The sequence below is a fragment of the Ohtaekwangia kribbensis genome (genome assembly GCF_042676245.1).
Taxonomy (GTDB): domain Bacteria; phylum Bacteroidota; class Bacteroidia; order Cytophagales; family Cyclobacteriaceae; genus Ohtaekwangia; species Ohtaekwangia kribbensis.
This window is the reverse complement of record NZ_JBHTKA010000007.1, coordinates 487,015-508,902: the sequence shown is the minus strand read 5'-3', so window position 1 is coordinate 508,902 and position 21,888 is coordinate 487,015. Positions and strand designations below refer to the sequence as shown.

The 21,888-nt window shown below is 45.0% G+C and carries 16 protein-coding genes; 4 read left to right on the top strand and 12 right to left on the bottom strand.

Annotated features, from left to right (window positions below; genetic code table 11):
- Positions 1-3: 3 nt before the first annotated feature.
- The 7 genes from ACFQ21_RS17410 to ACFQ21_RS17380 form a co-directional block, all read right to left on the bottom strand.
- Positions 4-1,401, bottom strand: coding sequence for a glycosyl hydrolase family 28 protein (locus ACFQ21_RS17410; RefSeq protein ID WP_377580558.1), 1,398 nt, complete (start codon positions 1,399-1,401; stop codon positions 4-6).
- 45 nt (positions 1,402-1,446) lie between these two features.
- Complete coding sequence (locus ACFQ21_RS17405; protein WP_377580557.1) at positions 1,447-2,562, bottom strand: serine hydrolase domain-containing protein; 1,116 nt, start codon at positions 2,560-2,562, stop codon at positions 1,447-1,449.
- 20 nt (positions 2,563-2,582) lie between these two features.
- On the bottom strand, positions 2,583-4,574 hold the full coding sequence (locus ACFQ21_RS17400; protein ID WP_377580556.1) for a glycoside hydrolase family 97 protein: 1,992 nt from the start codon (positions 4,572-4,574) through the stop codon (positions 2,583-2,585).
- A gap of 158 nt (positions 4,575-4,732) precedes the next feature.
- Complete coding sequence (locus ACFQ21_RS17395) at positions 4,733-6,469, bottom strand: RagB/SusD family nutrient uptake outer membrane protein (protein ID WP_377580555.1); 1,737 nt, start codon at positions 6,467-6,469, stop codon at positions 4,733-4,735.
- An 18-nt stretch (positions 6,470-6,487) separates the two neighbouring features.
- Complete coding sequence (locus ACFQ21_RS17390) at positions 6,488-9,778, bottom strand: SusC/RagA family TonB-linked outer membrane protein (protein WP_377580554.1); 3,291 nt, start codon at positions 9,776-9,778, stop codon at positions 6,488-6,490.
- A 9-nt stretch (positions 9,779-9,787) separates the two neighbouring features.
- Positions 9,788-9,922, bottom strand: a complete 135-nt coding sequence (locus ACFQ21_RS17385) for a hypothetical protein (protein ID WP_377580553.1) — start codon at positions 9,920-9,922, stop codon at positions 9,788-9,790.
- 186 nt (positions 9,923-10,108) lie between these two features.
- Positions 10,109-14,233 carry a hybrid sensor histidine kinase/response regulator transcription factor gene (locus ACFQ21_RS17380; RefSeq protein ID WP_377580552.1) on the bottom strand — a complete coding sequence of 1,375 codons (4,125 nt, stop codon included), beginning with the start codon at positions 14,231-14,233 and terminating at the stop codon, positions 10,109-10,111.
- Between the two features lie 523 nt (positions 14,234-14,756).
- On the opposite strand from ACFQ21_RS17380, the gene ACFQ21_RS17375 reads away from it, so the two are divergent.
- On the top strand, positions 14,757-15,179 hold the full coding sequence (locus ACFQ21_RS17375) for a hypothetical protein (protein WP_377580551.1): 423 nt from the start codon (positions 14,757-14,759) through the stop codon (positions 15,177-15,179).
- 100 nt (positions 15,180-15,279) lie between these two features.
- On the opposite strand, the gene ACFQ21_RS17370 is transcribed toward ACFQ21_RS17375, so the two are convergent.
- A complete protein-coding gene (locus ACFQ21_RS17370) occupies positions 15,280-15,828 on the bottom strand; it encodes a hypothetical protein (RefSeq protein WP_377580550.1) in 549 nt (182 codons plus the stop codon).
- Between the two features lie 197 nt (positions 15,829-16,025).
- Between ACFQ21_RS17370 and ACFQ21_RS17365 the strand changes: the two genes are divergently transcribed.
- Positions 16,026-16,223 (top strand): hypothetical protein, encoded by a 198-nt coding sequence (locus ACFQ21_RS17365; RefSeq protein WP_377580549.1) that lies wholly within the window; start codon positions 16,026-16,028, stop codon positions 16,221-16,223.
- A 132-nt stretch (positions 16,224-16,355) separates the two neighbouring features.
- On the opposite strand, the gene ACFQ21_RS17360 is transcribed toward ACFQ21_RS17365, so the two are convergent.
- Together ACFQ21_RS17360 and ACFQ21_RS17355 are read right to left on the bottom strand one after the other, a co-directional pair.
- Positions 16,356-16,511, bottom strand: a complete 156-nt coding sequence (locus tag ACFQ21_RS17360) for a hypothetical protein (protein WP_377580548.1) — start codon at positions 16,509-16,511, stop codon at positions 16,356-16,358.
- Positions 16,512-16,714: 203 nt separating this feature from the next.
- Positions 16,715-17,200: a hypothetical protein gene (locus ACFQ21_RS17355; RefSeq protein WP_377580547.1), complete on the bottom strand. Its 486-nt coding sequence runs from the start codon at positions 17,198-17,200 to the stop codon at positions 16,715-16,717.
- A gap of 312 nt (positions 17,201-17,512) precedes the next feature.
- Between ACFQ21_RS17355 and ACFQ21_RS17350 the strand changes: the two genes are divergently transcribed.
- The gene (locus ACFQ21_RS17350; RefSeq protein WP_377580546.1) at positions 17,513-19,804 is read left to right on the top strand and encodes a cation:proton antiporter; all 2,292 of its coding nucleotides are present in this window, start codon (positions 17,513-17,515) and stop codon (positions 19,802-19,804) included.
- Positions 19,805-19,982: 178 nt separating this feature from the next.
- Positions 19,983-20,414 (top strand): hypothetical protein, encoded by a 432-nt coding sequence (locus tag ACFQ21_RS17345; RefSeq protein WP_377580545.1) that lies wholly within the window; start codon positions 19,983-19,985, stop codon positions 20,412-20,414.
- Between the two features lie 35 nt (positions 20,415-20,449).
- Here ACFQ21_RS17345 and ACFQ21_RS17340 read toward each other — a convergent pair whose 3' ends face one another.
- Both ACFQ21_RS17340 and ACFQ21_RS17335 read right to left on the bottom strand, forming a co-directional pair.
- Positions 20,450-20,884, bottom strand: a complete 435-nt coding sequence (locus tag ACFQ21_RS17340) for an SMI1/KNR4 family protein (RefSeq protein ID WP_377580544.1) — start codon at positions 20,882-20,884, stop codon at positions 20,450-20,452.
- A gap of 123 nt (positions 20,885-21,007) precedes the next feature.
- Complete coding sequence (locus ACFQ21_RS17335) at positions 21,008-21,820, bottom strand: DUF1206 domain-containing protein (RefSeq protein WP_377582035.1); 813 nt, start codon at positions 21,818-21,820, stop codon at positions 21,008-21,010.
- Positions 21,821-21,888 lie beyond the last annotated feature (68 nt).

The following is a 21,888-nucleotide window of genomic DNA, read 5'->3' as shown; positions in this document are numbered from 1 at the left end:
TTTCTACTTTTTGAATATGATTTGCCCGGCAAAGTTTCCCGCTTCTATATTGGCAGACGCTGCATCCAGCATAAGCTTACCGTTGATGCGCAGGTTTTCGAACGTAACACCTTTTACGTTGTGCTCTTTGTCCAATCCGGCAATGTGGGATGTAAACTGATTCAACCCGGCATAGTATATATCTTTAAAGTAAATATTTTCGATGCCGCGCCCGGGACCGGTATTATACTGCTTGTTGTAAACGATGCGCAGGTTTAGCAACTGGCCTTCTTCAAAATCATCAATGCGTATGTTTTCATAGCGCACGTTGCGTACAAGGTTAAAGTCTCCGGCATTGATGGCCATACAACCCTGATACTCCGGATCGTCTTCATCCTGCTCGAGTATATCTATATTTTTGAACGTAATGTTTTCAATCGTATCTCCGACTGTGTTTGTATTGCCATGTATGCCAATGTTGGACGGATGCGCTATATCTGCCCAAAGCGTTGAATTGGTAATGGAGATGTTTCGCGCGCTACCATAAAAATCCCACCGATGTCCGTAGATAGCAATGCAATCATCGGAGTTGCGCATAAAGACATCGTCTATGACAACATCCGAGCAGCTCATCAGATCGATACCATCACTCCATCCGTTACAACTGAATGATTTTATATTCCGGAAGGTAAGATCCTTTGAAGCGCCTCCATATATAGTATAATGTTTAGGGTTGATGAAGATGATGCCCTCTACGGCAACATTTTTACTATGTGTAATCTCAACGCCCCGTGACGGCTGATCGACAATACCACGCCCCAGGATGCGAACATTCTCAACGCTGTCGCACAATATTTTTCCTCTTACAACCGCACCACCGGCTATATATACTGTTTTTCCTTTGGAGACTTTGAATGTACCATTGCTGTTCTCAGGCGGAGTATGAAGACCTGGACCAAAGTAGATAACGTGGCTATCACCAGCATCGGGGCGGTTCGTCTCTAACGGATTAGCAAACACATGCAGGTTGTGAAGTTTATCACCATCAAACTCCACCGAGAATTTTCCCGGCTTTGTTAGGGTGAAGTTGATCACATTTCCATTCTGTACAGGCGTTATTCCATGGATGGCAGGACGTACGCGTACGGATTGGACATTACCGTTATTCCTGCGTACCGACACTTCAACGCTTCCTGAAAAATCAAAATATACCATGGAAGCATCCTGCACACGATCCATATCTACCTTTACTTTATACTCAAACAAATCCTGCCACGTGCCATCCGGCTTACGAACGCGCACAGTATAATCATCACTGTGCATGGAATATATAACTGCTTTAGGAGCAGGATAGGTTATCAGCTCCTGTGCCTTCGAAGCTGTTGGTCCGAGAAATATACTTGTCCAAAATAAATACTTCACTACTTTCATTTTCACGTATCCACTATAGATTAACGGTTCAATTTCCTAGCGCACAGCAAGAATGTCCCGTACCATCATTGGCAACATCGGACTCGTATAAAAAGAAGAAAACTTATCGCGATTTGCCCGTTCAACATTTACATGCGCAAGAAAGAACCCGTATACCTGGTTTTCTTTATCAATCCACGGGTAAGCACCTGCCCACCCCGGGCTGCTGATGAGTATAGCTTCACCCCGGTCGTTCACTTGTTCCCGCCATTCGCCCAGTCCATATATACCAGTATGTTTGGCGTTTCGAGCATGTTCCACATATTGATCAGAAGGAACATGCGCACTCGTCACATGATCAGCTTGCAACATGGCAATTGTTTCTTCGGAGAGGATACGTTTTCCTTTATATACTCCTTCACCGGCAATCATTTCCAGGAAATTCATATAATCATGAAGTGTGCAGCGCGCTCCGCCACCAATCATGGGGTTATGACCGCCTGTTGTATCTACCGGTGTAAAATGTGTATTGTTCATTTGCAACGGTATGGCTATTTTCTCCTGGAAGATGGCTTCCCAACTTTTACCGGTAGCAACTTCGGCCATACGACCGGCCACCTGCATGGCCAGCCCTCCATATCGAAATATAGTACCGGGTGTTGTATCTGCCGGCAGGTTTACAATGTGTCGCACCGCTTCTTCCAGAGACTGATAGTCGTCACGATGTTCGGTTGCAGGTTGATAATCGGGATAGCCTGCCGTGTGCGAGAGTAATTGCTGTAGTGTAGCCTGTCCTTTTATATCCTTAAATTCGGGGAGCCATTTCACAACCTTATCATTCCAGGAAAGTTTGTGCTCATCCACCACAGCTCCGATGGTTGCAGCCGCCAGCCACTTGCCTGCCGATGCTATATATACCTGTGTTTGTGAAGTATAGCTTCCGAAGTATTTTTCGTGAATCGTCTGCCGGTCTTTTACAATCTGTATCGATGCTCCATCGTAATAGCCACTGTCTATCCAGTTTTGTATTTTGCCGTCCACGGCACCAAAATTATAGGTGGAATATTCATCGCTATGCGAAACAGATGGTTTTGATGCGCATGTAATGAACACCAGAAATATACTTGCATATACTCCTATTGTTCTTACCTTATTCCAACACACACGTCTCATACTACACGCTTTATCATTCTTTATTTACCGGCTGAATCTTTACCGCTTGTCTTACCTGCCTCCGGATGTATCCAAAACGCTATACCACCGGAGGGTTTCAGTTTAACGGTTACTACTTCTCCCGGCTTTACCTTGCGCTGCTCGGTACGCACATGCGTCTTGGTTTTTACGGTCTCGTCATCCGTATATATATGGGTTATAAATTTTTGATTACCCGTCAGAAAATTCAGTGGTATGGAGACTTCACGCGCCTGATTATTGGTGATGCCCCCGATGAACCATTCTGATCCACTTCTTCGGGCCGTGATAATATACTCGCCTATTTCTCCCTGTAATATGCGAGTTTCATCCCACGTTACCGGCAGCTTCTCAAAGAATTCCACTTCCGGCTCACCGGTATAATCAGAAGGTTTATCATACCAGAACAAGGTTTGCAGCGGACTATAATTTACAACACCCAGCGCAAGCTGGTGCGCATGCGTTGTCTTGATGCGATCTGTATAATAGCAAATGGTATAGTCGCCTGCACCTGCTATGCCGCGGGTAAATGGCAGTATCGTATTGTGCGTTGCATCTGGCATTTCTTCGTTGCCGCGTATACCTTCTGCTGTGAGTATATTGGGGAATGTACGTTGCTCCCCGGTCGTGCGAAACTCATCGTGTATATTTACCATCAGCTGGTTATCGGCAGCGCGCTGCACAGACTCGTGCAACCACGTTGTCCAACGGTGCGAACCTACCTGAACAAATCCATACTTTACACCTTTAACGCCCCAGCTTTTATAGAGGGGGAATAATTCATGATCTTGCTTTACCAGCGCCTGTTGATTTACATACAACCATATACCGATGCCTTTTTCATTTCCATACGCAATAATATTTTCCAGGTCGAGATCGATGGCTACTTTGCGTGCATCCGAATCGAACGTAAATGCAGGGCCATACCATTTCCAGTCGAAGAGTATATAGTGCAGGTTGTGAGCCGCGGCAAAATCAATGCAGGCTTTTGCACCTTCGTTGGTAAGCGTCATCTCGCGAATGATCTTTCCGGGTTTGATCCACCCGGTGTGTTTAACTTGAGACGGCGGATTCAGATTCAGCAACAGGAAATTATTTTCAATCAGGTCGCCCGGTTTTTCAGCCACGATAATTACACGCCACGGTGTGTAAAAGTATGGCACCATATCAACTGGTTCATACATGGCCGTAGCGATTGTGTTCGGTTTGTCCTTCAGGGTAAATTTTGTACGCACATAATTTACCATGGCCGCCTCTGCGAGTGAAGTATATATACCCCCCGGCAACTGCAGCGTTAACGGCCGCTCACTTTCATCTGGCCAGTCTTTTAACGCCATGGCTTTCAAAGGGCCTTGTGCCCACTGCTCATACCACGCTGTGGTATTGGCAGGAAAAGTAAATTCTGTTTCTTCCGAAGTAATGCGATAGTATACACCGGTGGGATTATCCGGGAAATAATAACGGAATGCAACGCCCTGGTTATACGCCCGCAAGACCAGGTTCATTTTATAGCGCGGATCGCTCTCCTTGTAAAAGTGAAGGGTCAGTTCTTTGTAGTGGTCTCTTATCGCGCTTCTTTCTCCATATAGCGGATTCCACGTTATATCGTTTGAAGACTCGGTTGCTTTCTCCAGCACCATATCGTCACTCCAACTTCCGGCATCGGTCTTTAATGCCAGCGCAAGCTGCGACAAATGGTTATCGAGTTTTATATTCAGTTGAGATTCGAGTATTACCGGTTTGCTCTTATAGGATACCCGGTAGTACATTTTCTTATTACCGCTTTTGCCGGTGTGCCAGAAATCAAGATGCAGGTTTCCATCCGGAGAAGATACTGTTCGGATTGCTGCTGCGTCCTGGGCAAAACCACATTGTCCCATCCCCATCACTAAAATAAAAATGAAGACACTGGTTAGTCTTGATAGTAAATATAGAAGCTGCGTCATCTTGTTATCGAAACATGTAGCCATTACGTTGGCATTGATTAAAGCCATTTCAAAATTCTGAAAGCAGGTTAGATCGGGAGGATAATTATGACTCAAAGACTATCAATTATGATTCATTCGCTGAATTTCTATAGCGTTACGCTCCCTGTATCACGCTATAAAAGTTCTCCGGTGCAACTGCGCACCGGAGAATTTTTAAAGTTGGATTACTCCCACCCCGGATTCTGCTTCAGGTTTGTATTGAGCTGAATCTGGTTGGTTGGAATGGGTATGAGGTAATTCTTTTCTGAAAATTTACGTTCTGTTACCGGGTCTGCGAGTACATCGCCATCGGCTGTGAGGGTTGGTGCATTGGTATATTTCGTTTCGAACTCGGTGCCCTTCCAGCGTACGCCCAGTAAAGGTTTTACCAGCTCGATGTGTGCTATGTACCACCGTTTCAGATCGTCCATGCGGAAGCCTTCGCCCTGCAATTCAATTGCCCGCTCCCGCCTGATCTCTTCGCGCATATCCAGTCCGTTGTCGGATACAAAGGCATTGCTGAGTTTAGGCATGGAAGCGTTTACACGGTTGCGTACTTTGTTCAGTGACTTGTCCAGGTCTGCATCGCTGATCACATCGTTGCGTTCGTATAGGGCTTCGGCATAGTTAAGGTATACTTCTGCCAGGCGAATCACCGGATAGTCATAGCCTTCCTGTGAGTTGGGTACTTGCCGCTCGGCCGCCCACTGCTGGTTGTTGTAGCCGGTAATATCGTTGCTCCACGGGTTATGCGGTGGACGTGCGTTCGCGAGATCGGCTGTACTCCAATCCCAGTTGATGTGCCAGTTCGTAGCATTCTGCCAATACGGATAACCGGGTACCATCATATAGTAGCGCATGCGATTATCACGATTCTGATATTCAGATTTAAGTGTCGCGCGACTAAAAGCTACCGATGTTTTCTCTATCGGCAAACCATCGCTGCACAAATACAGATCGGCCATCTTGCGACTCATATCTGCACCCAGTGCTCCGAATGAAATCTGGTTCGGTATAGTCTTCAGCAGGTTGTTGGATTCATAGCGAACCGCCAATATATACTCCTGGTTTGCAGATTTTGTTATACCTGCCGGGTTCGACTTCTGGTTCTCCAGTATGAACATATATTTCAGTGCCGAGTCGCCCAGGTTTACCGGTTTGAACAGTGCGTGTATCCCGGCCGTTATAACCGCATCGCTGTTGCTGATGGCTTTATCGAGCAGCGTGTTATAGCGGGTTGCATTGCCGCTTCTATACTTCTGCCAGGTTCCTTCGTAGAGACAAATGCGCCCTAAAAATGCCTGTGCTGCCTGCTTGCTCACGCGGCCTTTGTCACCTGCGGCTATCGCGCTCTCATCCGGAAGATCGGGTATAGCTTCTTCGAGATCCTGTATAATAAAATCAATCGTCTCATCGCGTGTGCTGCGGGCTGCCGTCAATTCAGGTGAATCGGTCGACAGAACATCTCTGATCAGAATTACACCTCCGTATGAAGTCAGCAGTTTGTCAAAGTAAACATAGGCTCTGAAAAACTTCGCTTCTGCCACATATACTTTAATGGCATCCGGATCTTTAAACTCCAGTGCTTTCGCCAGCAGGTAATTTATATTCCTGATCCAGCGGTAAGCATTGTTATAGTTATCATCGTTAGACACAATCGTGTTGGTACCGCGGGCAAATACACCGCGGTCTGCACCCAGATCACTTCCATTGTGTCCATCACCGTTTCCATTGTTAAACGTGCGCAGGTAATTATAGAAATTGTTGGCAGCAAGTTTAAATTGTGTAGCATCGTTCCAGTACGTGGCATCCGATACACGGTCCTGCGGTTCCAGATCTAAAGCATCGTTACAACCAAACGGAACACCGATGCCTATAGCAATCATCAGGATGGTGATATATTTTGAATATAGCGTTTTCATCTTCTTGATTGTTTAGAATTAAAATGTAGCATTCACTCCGAACGTCAGCAGGCGATAGAACGGGTATCGCTGTGCACCTCCGGTTACGAAGGCAGTTTGCTCAGGGTCCCACGCATCTTTAATCTTCGTCCACTCCCATATATCATTGGCAGCGGCGTATACACGGAGTTTATCAACGCGGATCTTCCGGGTAAGGTCCTGCGATACAGTATAGCCCAATACTATATTTTTCAGGCGAACGTACGCTCCATTCTGCAGCGACCAGTCGGATATCTGGTAATTATAGCCACCATAACCACCAAAGCCTTTGTTCGTGGCGGTTGTGAGTATAGGAAGTTCAGCATTCGGATTTTCCGGTGTCCAGGTCTTCCCTACCCACCAGTCGGCATGTCCTTGCCAAATGGTACCAAATGGCGTACTCCAGTCAGAACGTCTATAGATATTGCGTTGCCCTACACCCTGGAACACGGCAGAGAAATCAAAATTCTTCCATTCGAATCCCATGTTAATGGCAAACACATAGCGCGGGTCACTTCTGCCGAGATATACTATATCTCCATCGGCAATCGGATTTCCATTGGCATCTTTTTTACCGAGCAAATATTGATTGGCACCGGCATTGGTGAGTTTACCATCGCCATTTATATCCTGATACATGTTTATACCTTTTATCATTTGTGTAGCCCCCGGCATGTTGGTTATACTGCTACCAGGTACCAGCGCAGCATATTCAGCTGCCTGTTGGTCGGTTTGAATACGTCCGTTATACTTTACTCCGAAATAGGAATTCAGCGCGTAGCCCTCGATTGTCTGCATACCCGCAGTCACTACATTGGCACCACCATAGTTCACGAGCTTGTTACTGTTATCGGTCAGTGAACCACTCAAATGATAGGCTACATTTCCGATGCGGTCTCTCCATCCCAGCGACATCTCCCAGCCCCATACTTTCAGCACACCTATATTCGCTGTCGGTGCTGTTGCTCCCAATACTGCCGGGTAGGTCTGTGGTAACAGCATGTTCTTGTTCGTCTTCCAGAAGTAATCGAATGTTGCCGTGAGGCGGTTGTTCAGCACCCCTATATCTATACCTATATTTTTGCTTTCGATCTTCTCCCACGTTCTATTCTCGCTTACCAGTGTTGACGATGGTGACGCAGTAACGGTACGTGATGTATAACCTCCGAGTATAGGACCTGTATTGTTGAGATCGATCATCTGGATATAGTCATACAAGCCAATGCCTGCCTGGTTACCCACGCTTCCCCATGAACCACGAATCTTGAGTTCATCCAGGAAAGAAATGTTTTGCATGAAGTTCTCCTGAGACAAACGCCATCCTGCTGAAACACCGGAATAAAATTTCCACCGGTTATCCGGATCGAACTTGGATGAACCATCGTAGCGCGCGTTTGCTTCAAACAGGTATTTTTCCTTGTAGGCATAATTCAAACGACCGAAGAAAGACGCGATGGCCCAATGGTAACGTGTCTCACTGTTGGAGCGTGTTGTGTTGTCTCCCAGACCAAGTCCTAATGCCGGCACATCGTTGCTGGCCATATAGGTTGTGCGTGTTGAGAAGTAATCCAGCTCTTCACGTTCGTAGTTGGTACCAGCTACTACCGCCACGTTGTGATCGTTGAACAACGTCTTCTTATACTCCAGGTATGCGTTGGTGTTAACGTACGCATCCTTCAGCGATGCCCGTTCATAGTATGACTGCGACTGTGCCGGGTTTGCCTGGTACTGGTAGGTTTCTGTATAATTATATATTTCGGATATATATTTATACTGTGTCTGCATATCGGTAAGCGCCCAGTTATAGCCTGCCTGTGCGATCAGGTTCAGATCTTTCGCCAGGTTGAGCTCTACTTTTGTATTGAGGAAAATACGGTTGTTGAATGTTTTGTTTTCTCCGCCAAGTTCCAGCAGCCAGTTACGCGCGGGCTGTGTACCCCAGGCATACGGCTTACCATTGATCGTTGCTACCGGGAAACCGGGCTGCGAACCAAAGTTGATCTGGTCCTGGCGTGTCGGCATCACAACATCATTTTTCTCCAGAGATATATTGGTTTCAATTTTCAGTCGTGGTGAAAATGTATAGTCAACCGCGAGGCGTGTGTTGTAGCGCTTGCTATAGTTCTCGCCCCACTTTAACATACTACCGTCATTGAGATATCCGAAGGATAAACGATATCCTAAATTGTCGTTGCGTGCCGAAAGACTGAGATCATGTTGATTGGACATCGCGCGACCGTTACCCCATAATATATCGATGGGATTGGTGTCAAAGAATGTATAGTCTTTTACATCGGTGAAACCAATGGTCTCACCACCTGCTATGTATTCAGGTGTGTTCTTGTCGATATAGCCACTGGCCGGACGGTTGATCCACGCTCTGGCATATTTTGTCCAGATCCAGTTTTCGTCCGGTACCCCACCCGTGGACGCATTGGATATAGCCTGCAAAAGATACTGGCCATATTGATCGCCATTGATGAAGGAAGGCTGAAGTCCCATGCGCTTTTGAGAAACCGAACCATTGTATTGAATGATCGGCTTGCCGGATTTAGCTTTCTTGGTGGTGATGAGCACAACGCCACCGGCAGCGCGCGCTCCATATATAGCCGCAGATGCATCTTTCAGGAAAGATATATTGTCAATGTCCTGCGGGTTGATGGAGTTGAGTGCATTGAGACTTACGAGCGGTATACCATCTACAATTACCAACGGATCAGCACCATTTGTTGAGGCAGCACCTCGTATCTGGAAATTCCATCCCTCCTGCCCGGGTGCAGCGGAACTCCTGGTAACAACCACACCGGGTACCTGGCCCTGCAGTGTAGACAACGGATTGGCTACTACACCGCGATCCTGAAATAATTTTGAATCCACGCTGGCGACTGAACCGGTTAACGTTTCTTTTTTCTGTTCGCCATATCCCACCACAATAACTTCCTGCAGTGACTGTGCATCGGGTTGTAATGCTACATCTATTGCCGTGCGATTATCGATGGCCACTTCCTGCGGCTTGAAGCCGATGAATGAAAATACCAGCACGGCATCGGCATCTTTTACGTCAAGTATATATTTGCCCTCACCATCGGTGGTGGTTCCGAGCGAAGTACCTTTCATTAAAATGTTTACACCGGGTATAGGAAGACCGGAGTCATCTTTTACCACACCGGAAATACGTCTGTCCTGTGCTGCAGCGGTTTGCACGATACCGGAGATATATAACAAGACAAGCAGTAAACCTGTCGTTCTTGTCCACACCGATACTCTTTGTAGAAGTAATGATCTATTCATAGACTTGGTTCAGTTTGTTTTAAACTTTGGACTACTGGGGAAATGCCGGAGCATGATGCTGGCGGGCATCGGTGGGCCGTGACTGTTGCGCACGCGCTGCCCTTGTTGAGACAGTATCGGGTGCTTGCCGAATGTTGATTTCATAGGTTAGAATTTTGGTTTGGTTGTTTTCGTTACAGCAATTCCGCCTTCGTATTGGAAAGGCCTGAAAGGTGCAGTAACGCTTCTCCAAAGATCCCTATGAACTGAAAAACAGGCGATTACTTATGGCTCATTGACGATAAACCATGAACCAAATTCAATCGATTGATTGAATTTTTAAATCGTTTGTTACGATTTAGCACCACACTGCTCCTCCACGTATTGTTGCGGAGTTTTGCCGAAGAGTTCGCGAAAAGTTTTGCTGAAGTAGGCAGACGAGTTGAAGCCGGCCATAAAACTTATCTCTTTAATAGAGTGCTGCTGTTGCACGAGTAACTCAGCCGCGTATTTGAGTCGCACGGTGCGGATAAAGTTGCTGGGATTTTGCCCGGTAAGCGAACTGATCTTCCTGAAAAAATGCGAGCGGCTTATGCCCACGTTCTTCAACAGGTCGTCCAAAGCAAAATCAGGATTGCTGATGTTCTCGAGGATGATCTTCGTTACTTTATCCAGGAAGATCTCATCGAGTGTATTGGTGGTAACTTCGCGTGCGGGCACCATGCCGCCCCGGGCCATAAATTTATCTTTGAGTCGCTGGCGCGATTCGAGTAAATTTTTCAGACGAGCCTTGAGTACATATATATTGAATGGCTTCGGCAGATATTCGTCTGCACCGGTGTGGTATCCTTCAATGCGATCTTCTTCCAGACTACGCGCGGTCAACAGAATTACCGGTATATGGCATGTCTCAATCTCACTTTTTACTTTGCGGCATAACTCAAAGCCATCCATCTCCGGCATCATAATATCGCTGATGATAATGTCGGGGTAATACTTCAATATTTTTTCAAGACCATCGGCTCCGTTCACGGCTTCGCGTATTTTATAGTGTTCGCGCAATTCGTTCTTGAGGTGCCAGCGCAACTCTTTATTATCTTCAACAATCAGCAGCACCGGTTTATGTTCGGTTCCGGGTTGCAATGTTTCATCGTCATTACTCGTGCCACCCGTAATGGCCAATTCATATTCTGTAGATCGGATGGCGTTGTTATCATATATATAGTTTGCGAGCGCGTTGTCCTGTATACTCTTCTGTTCGTTCCGGTTGCGCTTATCGTGCAATGGCAGACGTACAGTAAATGTACTTCCCTTGCCAAATTCACTCTCCACTCCTATTTCACCGTGGTGTAACTCTACCAGGCTCTTTGTAAAGTGGAGCCCTATACCCGTTCCCGTGCGTGAGTTGTCTACATGGAAAAAGCGTTCAAAGACATGTTTGAGTTGATCTTCCTTCAATCCTATACCGGTATCTTTTACGCGAAGCTCTACTGCTTCATTTCGTTTGGATGTGCCGGTAACTTCTACCTGCAGTGCAACGGTGCCCCCCTCCTGCGTAAACTTCAGCGCATTGGACAACAGGTTGGTAATAATCTTCTCCAGCTTATCCGGGTCGAACCATACGGGGAGTGTATCTACGGAGCTTTCGAAATGAAAATCAATCGAGCGCATGGCCGCCAGATCACTGAACAACAGAAATATATCTTTACTGAATTGCACTATATCTGCCTGTACAGTCTCAAGCGGAGCTTTACCAAGATCCATCTTCCGGAAATCCAGCAACTGGTTAACAAGGTTCAGCAACCTGCGCGCACTTCGCTGAATAATACGTGCCGATGACTGCACCTCTTCTGCATTGGCAGGCGATGACAATATTTTCTCAATGGGATTCAGAATGAGCGTAAGCGGTGTGCGAAACTCGTGCGATACATTAATAAAGAACAGCAGCTTCATCTGGTCGAGTTCATGTTCTTTCTCTTCGCGTACTCTCCGCGTATAGTAACGCATTCCCAAAACCACAGCGATGGCGATAATCGCTATATATAGCGTATAGGCCCACCATGTTTTCCAGGGTGGGGGCAGAACGTGAATGGTAAGCGCTGCCTTCGAAGCATTGTCCCATACTTCATCGTCTGATACCATCACCTCAAATATATAGTCACCAGCGGCCAGGTTAGAATACGTGGCGCTTCGCTTGTTGCCTACATAGTTCCAGCCTTCATCGAGGCCGGCCATGCGGTAGGCATATTTATTCTTCTCCGGATTGTCATAATCCAGCGCCAGGAAATCAAATGCTATATAGGATTCGTTGTAGCGAAGTGTGAGTTCTTTTGTTTTTGCTATCGCCTGCTGCAGTATGATCCGTTTGTTCAGCGTATCGTACGCTTTGATAATACGGTTGTGAATTTTAAAACCGGTTATTAACACTTTCGGTTTGGTGGAGTCTGCCAGAATTTTAGCAGGATCGAAAATATTAAACCCATTTATACCACCGATAAGTATACGACCGTCCTTTGCTTTGTCGATGGATTTACTCTGAAACTCCATCCCTTGCAAACCATCGTGCGTGTTAAAGTTCTTGAACACGTGTGTGGCTGGATCAAGTTTTGACAAGCCACTCTTCGAGGTTAACCAGAGGTTGCCCAGGTTATCTTCGCATATACCGGTTATCAGATTATTCGGTAAGCCTTCCTTGGTTGTATAGGTCTCAAGCAACAAAAGACTGCCACTGAGTTTATTTAATCCCAGGTCAGAACCTACCCATATATTTCCCTGACGATCCTCGGTAATGGAATTAATCCGATTACCATATAAACTCCCGCCTTTGAAACGCCTGAATTGTAATTTATCGGGTAACGGATTTTTTATAGTCTTCAGATCCGTCATGCACAAACCGGTAGCTGTACCGATAAAAAGTCTCTCCTTCGAATCTATAAACAACGAGATAATAAACGTATTTACAAGTGTAGTTGTATCGCCCGGTATACTGGTATATTGACGAAATTTATTCGAGACAGGATCATACACATTCAACCCTGCCGATTGTGTTCCCGACCATATCCGATACTGCCGGTCTTCCACCGCGCACCACACACTGTTCTGTCCTATCGAAAACGGGTTGTTTGCTTCGTGTTTATAGGCTGTAAATATATTCGTATTCGGATCGAATCTGCACAGGCCACCTTCCCATGTACAGATCCAGAGTGCACCATCGTGTGCTTCGCATATATAGATGATCTTGTCAGAGCTTAAAGTCTTTCCATTGCCGGGTACATGACGAAAATGTTTGAAAGAATTATTCTTCTCATCAAAGCGATTCAATCCACCGCCATCGGTACCGATCCAGATCATACCGTTCTTATCCTGTATAATGGACTGCGCGATCTTGTGACTAAGGCTATTACTATTTCCTTCCTGGTGATAGAAATGCCCGAAGTCTGATTTGGACAGCGCAATCTTATTAACACCTGTATTATAAGTCGCCAGCCAGACGATACCATTTTTGTCTTCGAGTATACGCGAAGGCTGGTTATTGGAAATCGAGAAAGGATTGGACGGATTGTGTAAAAGATGATCCGTTATACCGTTCTTCTTATCGACAAAATATAGTCCGTGGCCATCGGTTGCTACCCAGATGATGCCGCGCTTATCCTGGTATATATCAAAGATGGGAATGGTGGTTTTTCCCAGCGACATTAACTGAAATGTATTCTCCTTTCTCCGCCACACAATCATTTTCGAAAGGTTGTTGCCGATCCAGAAATCACCTTCGTTATCAATGAGAATCTGTTTGGGTATATGATCGAGTTCGTCAGGGTTTGCTATACTTACCGGTATACGCATAAACTTATCGCGGGCGGCATCGTAGTAATTCAGATTTCGTCCGGGCGTTACGAGCCAGATTCGGTTATCGCGATCGCGTAATATACCGGTCACTTCGTTGGAATCTATCGTAGCAGCATCCTGACGATTATGTAGGTAATGTTGAAAAACCAGATTTTGAGGATGCGTAACATCAGCTTTATCCAACGCCAGTTTATTAACGCCACCTTTGGTTGCAATCCAGAGTATATTTTGCGATTCGTCAAACAATGCATCATATACCAGGTTGTGACTGATCGAATTCGGATTACTGGCATCAGCATTCATCCGGAAGAATCGCTCGGAGTTTTTATCAAACGCGTTAAGACCATTGCCAGTGCCAATCCAAAGTCGCCCCTGGTTGTCTTCGGTAATTGAATTGATGCGATTGCTGCTGATGGAGAAAGGATCATTTATATCGGAGCGGTATACGGTAAATTCGTAACCATCGTATTTATTCAAACCGTCTATAGTGCCGAACCATAAAAATCCATCGCGATCCTGAAATATATCCACGCATGTGCTGCTCGAAAGGCCTTCGGTTGTGGAAAGATTTTCAAATTTCAGGTTGGTGTATTGTGCGTGCGCGCTGGTGGCGAGCAGAAGTATGAGCAACCACAGTCGTGGAAAACTTAGTCTATGAAATAAAAGATATTGATGTATATATACCACAGCAGTCTCTCTCTATAATTTAAATCCTAAAGCCGGTTCCTGGCTGCGTATTCTATCGGGAACGAATTTGTTTTCCCGCAGAGTGCGCAGATTTACGCAGATGAAATACAAACAGGATTCAGATTTCGTCTATGTTGTGAGACTCGTTTCTTTACAGGAAAATTCAGGATGGAGAGAATCGAGAAACGTGGATATATATAGATACAGATTTTTCATAGGTCTGGTTGTTTGGTATTGGTGTGCCTGAAGTTACGAAATTGTGTTTCGTGTTTCAAAGTCTGCGTTTCAGAAATATATTGTAGCTGTACCAAAAGCGTTGCGAACACGTAGTTGCGGTTCTGTGGATTTATTCAGCTCAAAATCTTGCTTCGCAAAACCTTCTCCAGTCAACCCGCGTTCATCGCTACATTATTTACATTCTATAAAATTAAAGTCAACAGCAGATTTCCCTTAAGCGAAAACCCGTATGTATATCTATATTTTCGGTAACGGCAATACCAGTTTCTCAGATTTCAGAAAGTATTATGAAACGCCTCTTCTACAAGTTGTCAATAATCCTGGCGTACATTTTTTAGTAGGCGAGTTCAGAGGAGTGGACACACTCGCGCTGGAATTTCTGAAAACCCTTACGCCTCATGTTACGCTGTATCACGTGGGTGAGCGACCTCGCTATTTACCCGACCGGTTTAAAACTCATGTTGCTGAATGGAAGGTTATCGGCAATTTTAAAACCGACCAGGAGCGCGACTGTGCTGCCATCGATCGCTGCACGCATTACCTGGCTATTGATTTTAACTCTGACGAAAAACGTAAAAGCGGGACGCTGAAAAATATAGAGCTGTGTAACGAACTCGGCAAGATATATTTAGGCGATTCGAAACTTCGGTAACGCTATATAATATATAGTGTTGTTACAAAGGCACGCAAAAAAAATAAGAGCCCTCTTCGGACTAGTCAGAAGAAGGCTCTTTCACTATATATTTATATTCTTACCACGAGATAAGATACGTGCAGCTATCCGCCCCGTTTAGTCTCGACTCTTTTGTAAGGTCAAGTGTTACATCGGTTGTTACGGAATCTGCAGGTTTAAAACGCTCTACAATGGCTGCAAGTATACCGCGATCGAAATCACTGGGGTACGGATTACGACACAAGATCACAGCCTTTCTTTGCACTGCATCAAACAACATAACGTCATAAATTCCAATATCACCTTCGCTGTGATTCATGTGGTAGGCTACATTTATACTATACAATGCCTTCTCGAGCGAATCAATCTGCGGAGGAAATTTGGCATTCCCCAGGATTTCCTTTCCAATAATAAATAATGTAGATGCCCAGATTCCTTCCGAAAGTTCTTTGAAAGCATCAAGCCACTTTTGCAGATCATACCACTGATTTGCATCGAGGTTCCTGAGACCATGTTTTTCAAGAATTTCAATCCGCTCTTCCTTGCCAAAATCCATCGCGTTGGCAAATAATAATATCCACTGCCCGATCACTTTCACGGCAGGATCAAACGAAACAAACTGCGCCATACTGTTTTAAATTTAAAGCAGCAACTTTAGCAGAACGCCCGCGCAATAACACAGATCGCCAATCGACAAAATAGTGAGCAAGGGTAAGACATAACGGTAGACAACGTGTATATCTTCCTGATTATGAGCACAAAAAGAATGCATCATGACGAGATCGAATCTTTACTCTATTTTTGCAGCACCAAAGACTTAATTCAATGACCGAAAGAGAACTGCTTAAATTGGAAGGAACGATCCGGAAAAAAATGGAAGACATCCGTGCACAACGTGTGTCACTGAAAGACTCCGGCATCGGTGGGTTGATGAATACATTGAAGCGTGCAGACGAAGCGTTGTACGAAAAGATTCTGCCCGAATACAAAAAGATGGTTGCCGACAGCAATATTTTCAAATAGATCTCTATGTTTAGAGGTTGGGCAATGCCTTCGGCCCGGGCTATCCACTCCAAGTCCGGCCCGCGCACCAACCTCACGCGCTTCGGGCTTTCCATTCCTATCCCTATTGCGAGTTAAGGCGAAATATATTCTTTACTTCAGCGCTAGTGGTGTATGTATAAAATTAACCCACAACCGTATTATATAGTATAGGTTGGTATACATCATTACGCCCGCCTCGAATGTTTCCGGAGGTGTATATAGTTTCGGCAACAGCCACAGCAAAAATGTAGTTACGGCACTAAGCATCGCGCTTATGGCACAAAACCGGATGAAGCCAACTTCATTATCCGATTGTAAATTTGATTCGTTGCGATCATACCCGTATAGCAATACCTATACAAAATATAAATAGCTATACCAATTCCATATACGATATAACCGGTGATAAACGCTGTTCGTACTGAACAGTTACCAGGCTCCCACCAGCCGCATGGCATGAAAACTATATTTCACTTCTTCACGAAGTAAAACACAAAGCCTGCCACCGTTCGTATACCGAGATTGATATTACCAGAACTTGCGCGCGTTCCGAATGGAGCCGCTTCAAAAAATAACCCGGCATTCTGAAACGGGAATGGAAAGGCTTCAACTCCCAGCGGAGTAACCAGCCCGAAGCGATGCGATTGTGTTTTATCAAAATTCCAGTCGGCACGCGCCCCTATACCTGCATGAAAACGTACACGCTCGTAATAGGCAATGCGGTATATCCATGAAGCTTCGTTTATCAGCGTACCTCCCTTCGGTTCAGTAAAGGCGTTTGCCTTTGTAATGCGTACATCAATCGCCCAGCGATCGGTTCGGGATGAACGATAACCAAGCCCGGTCTCCGTACCGGTAGGATATATCCCTATACCTGCACTTGTTTTTAAATCCTGACCAAACCCTTGCGCGAATACAAACAGAAACACGACCAGCAGTAAACTATATTTTTTCACTTTACTTTTTTCGCGCAAAGGTGGCTTGCAGCATAATGCGGCCTGGCACTGTTGCAACAAGATGCCAAAGAAATGTAACAACTCCGGAAAAAGCTGTAATTACGCCTCGCACAATACCGATCATCTTTTCGAAACTGCGCAGGCACCGCGACTTTCATTGCAGAATTTTCCGTCCTTATTACATATTTGCAATCGCTGCCTGTACTACTCTGACGTGATTCTCTAAATTGCCCACGTTTTAAAAGATCATTTATTCCGCAAGGCAACTGCAACACGCCCTCGGTTGTATGCCTGCTCTAAAATCTGGTTTATATGCAAGACATTTCTTCCGTTAACAACACCAAGAAGATTGCATTTTATGTGATCGTAATTGGTGCATTCGCTTCCTTCATTTACTTCATCTTACAAAAGGGCACCAATCAATTACAGACGGGCCGGCAGATCGTAACATCTGCCACAGATAATAACTACTGGACAGACTTTATTCATGGCCTCGAGCACGGCTTCAAACATCCGCTCGCCATATTGCTGGCACAAATTGTTTCCATTATCATCGCTGCCAGGTTCTTCGGGTATATCTCGCGGAAAATAAGACAACCCTCTGTGGTAGGTGAAGTAATTGCCGGTATAATACTCGGTCCTTCGTTGCTCGGACTATATTTCCCTGACTTTGCTACTACACTTTTTCCTGCGCAGTCATTAGGAAATCTTCAACTCCTCAGCCAGATCGGTTTGATCCTGTTCATGTTCGTGATCGGTATGGAACTTGACCTCACCGTATTACGCAACAAGGCACACGATGCGGTGGTGGTGAGTCACGCGAGTATTATTGTTCCTTTTGCTTTGGGGGTTAGCTTTGCATACTTCACGTATGAAACTTTCGCTCCGCAGAATATAAATTTTACTTCATTCGCATTGTTCATGGGTATAGCCATGAGTATAACAGCGTTCCCGGTGCTGGCCCGTATTGTACAGGAACGCGGTATACAAAAGACAAAACTCGGCACCATCGTCATTACGTGTGCCGCTGCTGACGATATCACAGCATGGTGTATATTGGCTGCTGTTATCGCTATCGTTAAAGCCGGTTCGTTTGGCAGCTCCCTGTTTATTATACTCATGGCCGTTGGCTATGTGCTTGTCATGCTGAAAGTGGTGAGACCATTTTTAAAACGCATCGGAGATCTGCATACATCGCGTGAAAATTTAAGTCAACCGATCGTAGCCATCTTCTTTCTCACACTTATACTCTCTTCGTATGTTACAGAGCTCATCGGTATACATGCCTTGTTTGGTGCGTTCATGACAGGCGCCATTATACCGGAAAACGCCAAGTTCAGAAATATATTCATTGAAAAGGTAGAAGATGTATCCGTTGTATTGTTACTCCCGCTCTTCTTTGTGTTCACCGGCCTGCGTACTCAAATCGGTTTGCTGAATGAACCATCATTATGGTGGACAGCCGGTATCATTATACTCGTAGCCGTAACCGGTAAGTTTTTCGGAAGTGCCATCGCTGCCAAGTTTGTAGGACAAAGCTGGAAAGATAGTCTGGCGATAGGAGCGCTCATGAATACGCGTGGTCTTATGGAGCTTGTCGTGTTAAATATAGGATACGATTTAGGTGTGCTAACGCCTGAAGTATTTGCCATGATGGTGATTATGGCGCTGGTCACTACCATGATGACGGGGCCTGCGCTCGATCTTATCAATCATTTCTTCAAAGACAAAGATGCCGCTATACCTGCAAAAGTAATTGACCCGGGGTTGTTCAAAGTTCTTATTTCATTTGCCAATCCGGATAGTGGCCGCACACTGCTGCGCCTTGCTCACAGCTTTACCAAACAACTCAACGGAAGTGCTGAACTTACTACGATGCACTTATCGCCTACCAATGATTTGCATCATTATAACATTGAAGAATACGAACGCGAAAGCTTTCTGCCAGTGTTGGAAGAATCAAGAGAACTGAACCGGAGAGTGAACACGATGTTCAAAGCTACCTCCGACCTCGAATCTGATATCGCCGAGATTGCTAACAAAGGTAATTATGATCTCCTGTTGATCGGTGTGGGTAAATCTATATACCAGGGAACACTGCTTGGAAATATACTCGGCTTTACCACACGCATCTTCCAGCCGGATAAACTGTTTGATAAACACCCAAGCCTGGGCACAGGTCTCCCCGACTCTGCGCTTGATCCGAGAACCAGTACGATACTCGATAAAGCGGATGTTCCTGTCGGTGTATTTATCGATAAAGACTTTACTACAGCCGATCGCATTCTCGTAACGATTGGTGAAACGGAAGATGCATTCCTGCTCGACTATGTGCAACGTTTTATCTCAAACAACAAGTCGCAGGTAATTATCGTGGAGCTTACGGGTGCATTGAAAACAAATCCGGCTATAAAGGAAAGAATCCGCCAGATTGAATTGATCGCTCCGAATCACATCTCGCTGGTATCGTCTAACGAAATTATACCCGAGCAATTCCAGGCAAACGACCTGCTGATGATCAGTATTTCCACCTGGACAAAAATGGTGCAATCCAAAAATAAATCACTAGCCGATGCACCATCTACGTTGATACTTAAAAAGTAATCAACCTAAACATAGCACACTTACAGGTTTTAGATTGATAAAGGGGACTGCATGGTTCCCTTTGTTTTTTACACCGCTTACGATATTCCTGATTTATATCATTGATGGATCATGTTATTCATCAACAATTAACAATGTCTCCGTTATTATCTTGAAGTATATACTTCAAGATAATAAAATGAATCTCTCAAGAACAGTTATAGCCTGGCTACCAATGCCTTTTATAGGCATTGCCAATGGAGCACTCCGTCAATTCTTTTTATTGGATTATTTCAACAACTTCAGGGCACACCAGCTTTCAACGCTGTCACTGATAGTGTTCTTATCGGTATATATAGCGATTGTCTTTAAGAAATTATCAATCACGTCTTCGCAAGGCGCATGGTTAACGGGCTTGTGTTGGGCAATGCTCACTGTATTGTTTGAACTGGCGATGGGGCGCTTCTTTAGCCATTTAACATTTACAGAAATGCTGGCTGCTTATGATTTAATGTCGGGAAATCTGTGGGCGTTAGTGCCGTTGGCTTTGTTCGGTATACCGGTTGCTTTTTACCGGCTATTACAAAGATGGTCGTCTCAAGTTATAAACTTGAGACAATATCGTCACTAAGTTACGCTTCGCTAAACTTGCGACAGGGATAGGTTTCATTTTTCTGAACCATCGTAATTATATGTCTCCAGAGTCCAATCAATCATTACTTCTTTAACCCATAAAACAAAACTATCGCTACAGGTTTCAACCTCTTCAAGTGAGGCGTACTCATAATCCCACTGCCAAAATACAACTGGAGAAGCCCGGTCCGTTAAGCGACTCAAATCCAGACAATAGTGATTACCTCGGCCATCATTCGAGAACGGCAAGAAATGATGTGGCATTTTTGCATGAACTTCCTTGTGTTCAAAATCATATATAGCATCAAGTGATGAAGCTTTAAATTCATTACCGATGCCAAAGACCTCCGTTCCTACCAGCGAAAATCCGTTGGATCTTTTCAGAAAGAACTTAAAATCAACAGGAAGGTTGTAGCCAATCTTTACCTCAAAAACTTCAAGCCTGTCGTCTATAATAGGTCTTCCCATCGATAAAATATCTGATGTGAATTGGGACAATTCATTAAAAGTACTTTCGCAATTTGACATTAGTCTGTCCATTATTTCAATTTTATCCAAGGTATTTATTGGTTCCAAAAGATGAAAGCCTCCTCAATCCTTATCCGTATCATAAGCAACACCAAGTATAAACATGAAGATTCCGTAGCAGATTGTACCGAGGGCTACCAGAATGAAATACGCGTGTCCTATATGATCTCCGATAAAGTCAAAGGCTTTGTCGGTGTTGACAACAACTTTTGCATTGGCTATAAAGCCTGCTTTTGTCAGGAAAAAGCCAATGATTCCCAGAATGATGCCGCGTGCTATATATCCGGTCCACGCCAAACCATGCGTAACCACTTGTATTCCACGGCTGAAGTGATCTATATCGATGCGCTCTTTATATCCTTTTGTTACGCCATATACCAACTGTATAATAGCAGTGACTATAACCAGTAAGCCCATGGTGATGACGAGTTCATCTCCCCACGACTCATTCAATAACGAAGCTATCTTTTCCTGCTCTTCGCGCGGTTGACCGTCCAAGGCAATGTGAGTCGTACCCAGCAGCACGCGTATAGCAGTATTCACAATCATCACATCAGCAATGGTACTGAGACAAATGCCGGTGCGCTTTGCTATACCTGATACGTTTCGCCCGTATTCGTACGGATCCGTAACGGCTTCATAAAATCTCCAGATTATATAGCACAGCGTTCCTGCAAGGACAATCCCTATAAAGATCTTTCCCACAACATAGTCATTGATTAACGCGAGCATACTGCCTTCATCCGCGCCACCGTGTCTCACTTTAAAAAATGAAAGCAATGCGATGACGCCGATCGCTGTATAGATCAATCCGGTTGAAATACATCCGTAAACAGGCAAATAATGAATAAATGATTTTCTTCGCTCAATAGCCATCACAAACTGATCTTGTACTCCAGATTATTCAGGAGTCCATTATAACCAATTTCTGTGAGAAGAGAGAG

Bases quoted from the DNA above. Each gene is read 5' to 3' on its own strand.
- ACFQ21_RS17335 (WP_377582035.1), bottom strand. From the start codon at position 21,820: ATGGCTATTGAGCGAAGAAAATCATTTATTCATTATTTGCCTGTTTAC.
- ACFQ21_RS17400 (WP_377580556.1), bottom strand. From the start codon at position 4,574: ATGGCTTTAATCAATGCCAACGTAATGGCTACATGTTTCGATAACAAG.
- ACFQ21_RS17350 (WP_377580546.1), top strand. From the start codon at position 17,513: ATGCAAGACATTTCTTCCGTTAACAACACCAAGAAGATTGCATTTTAT.
- ACFQ21_RS17385 (WP_377580553.1), bottom strand. From the start codon at position 9,922: ATGAAATCAACATTCGGCAAGCACCCGATACTGTCTCAACAAGGGCAG.
- ACFQ21_RS17390 (WP_377580554.1), bottom strand. From the start codon at position 9,778: ATGAATAGATCATTACTTCTACAAAGAGTATCGGTGTGGACAAGAACG.
- ACFQ21_RS17395 (WP_377580555.1), bottom strand. From the start codon at position 6,469: ATGAAAACGCTATATTCAAAATATATCACCATCCTGATGATTGCTATA.
- ACFQ21_RS17360 (WP_377580548.1), bottom strand. From the start codon at position 16,511: ATGCTTAGTGCCGTAACTACATTTTTGCTGTGGCTGTTGCCGAAACTA.
- ACFQ21_RS17340 (WP_377580544.1), bottom strand. From the start codon at position 20,884: ATGGGAAGACCTATTATAGACGACAGGCTTGAAGTTTTTGAGGTAAAG.
- ACFQ21_RS17370 (WP_377580550.1), bottom strand. From the start codon at position 15,828: ATGGCGCAGTTTGTTTCGTTTGATCCTGCCGTGAAAGTGATCGGGCAG.
- ACFQ21_RS17375 (WP_377580551.1), top strand. From the start codon at position 14,757: ATGTATATCTATATTTTCGGTAACGGCAATACCAGTTTCTCAGATTTC.
- ACFQ21_RS17345 (WP_377580545.1), top strand. From the start codon at position 19,983: ATGAATCTCTCAAGAACAGTTATAGCCTGGCTACCAATGCCTTTTATA.
- ACFQ21_RS17365 (WP_377580549.1), top strand. From the start codon at position 16,026: ATGACCGAAAGAGAACTGCTTAAATTGGAAGGAACGATCCGGAAAAAA.
- ACFQ21_RS17405 (WP_377580557.1), bottom strand. From the start codon at position 2,562: ATGAGACGTGTGTGTTGGAATAAGGTAAGAACAATAGGAGTATATGCA.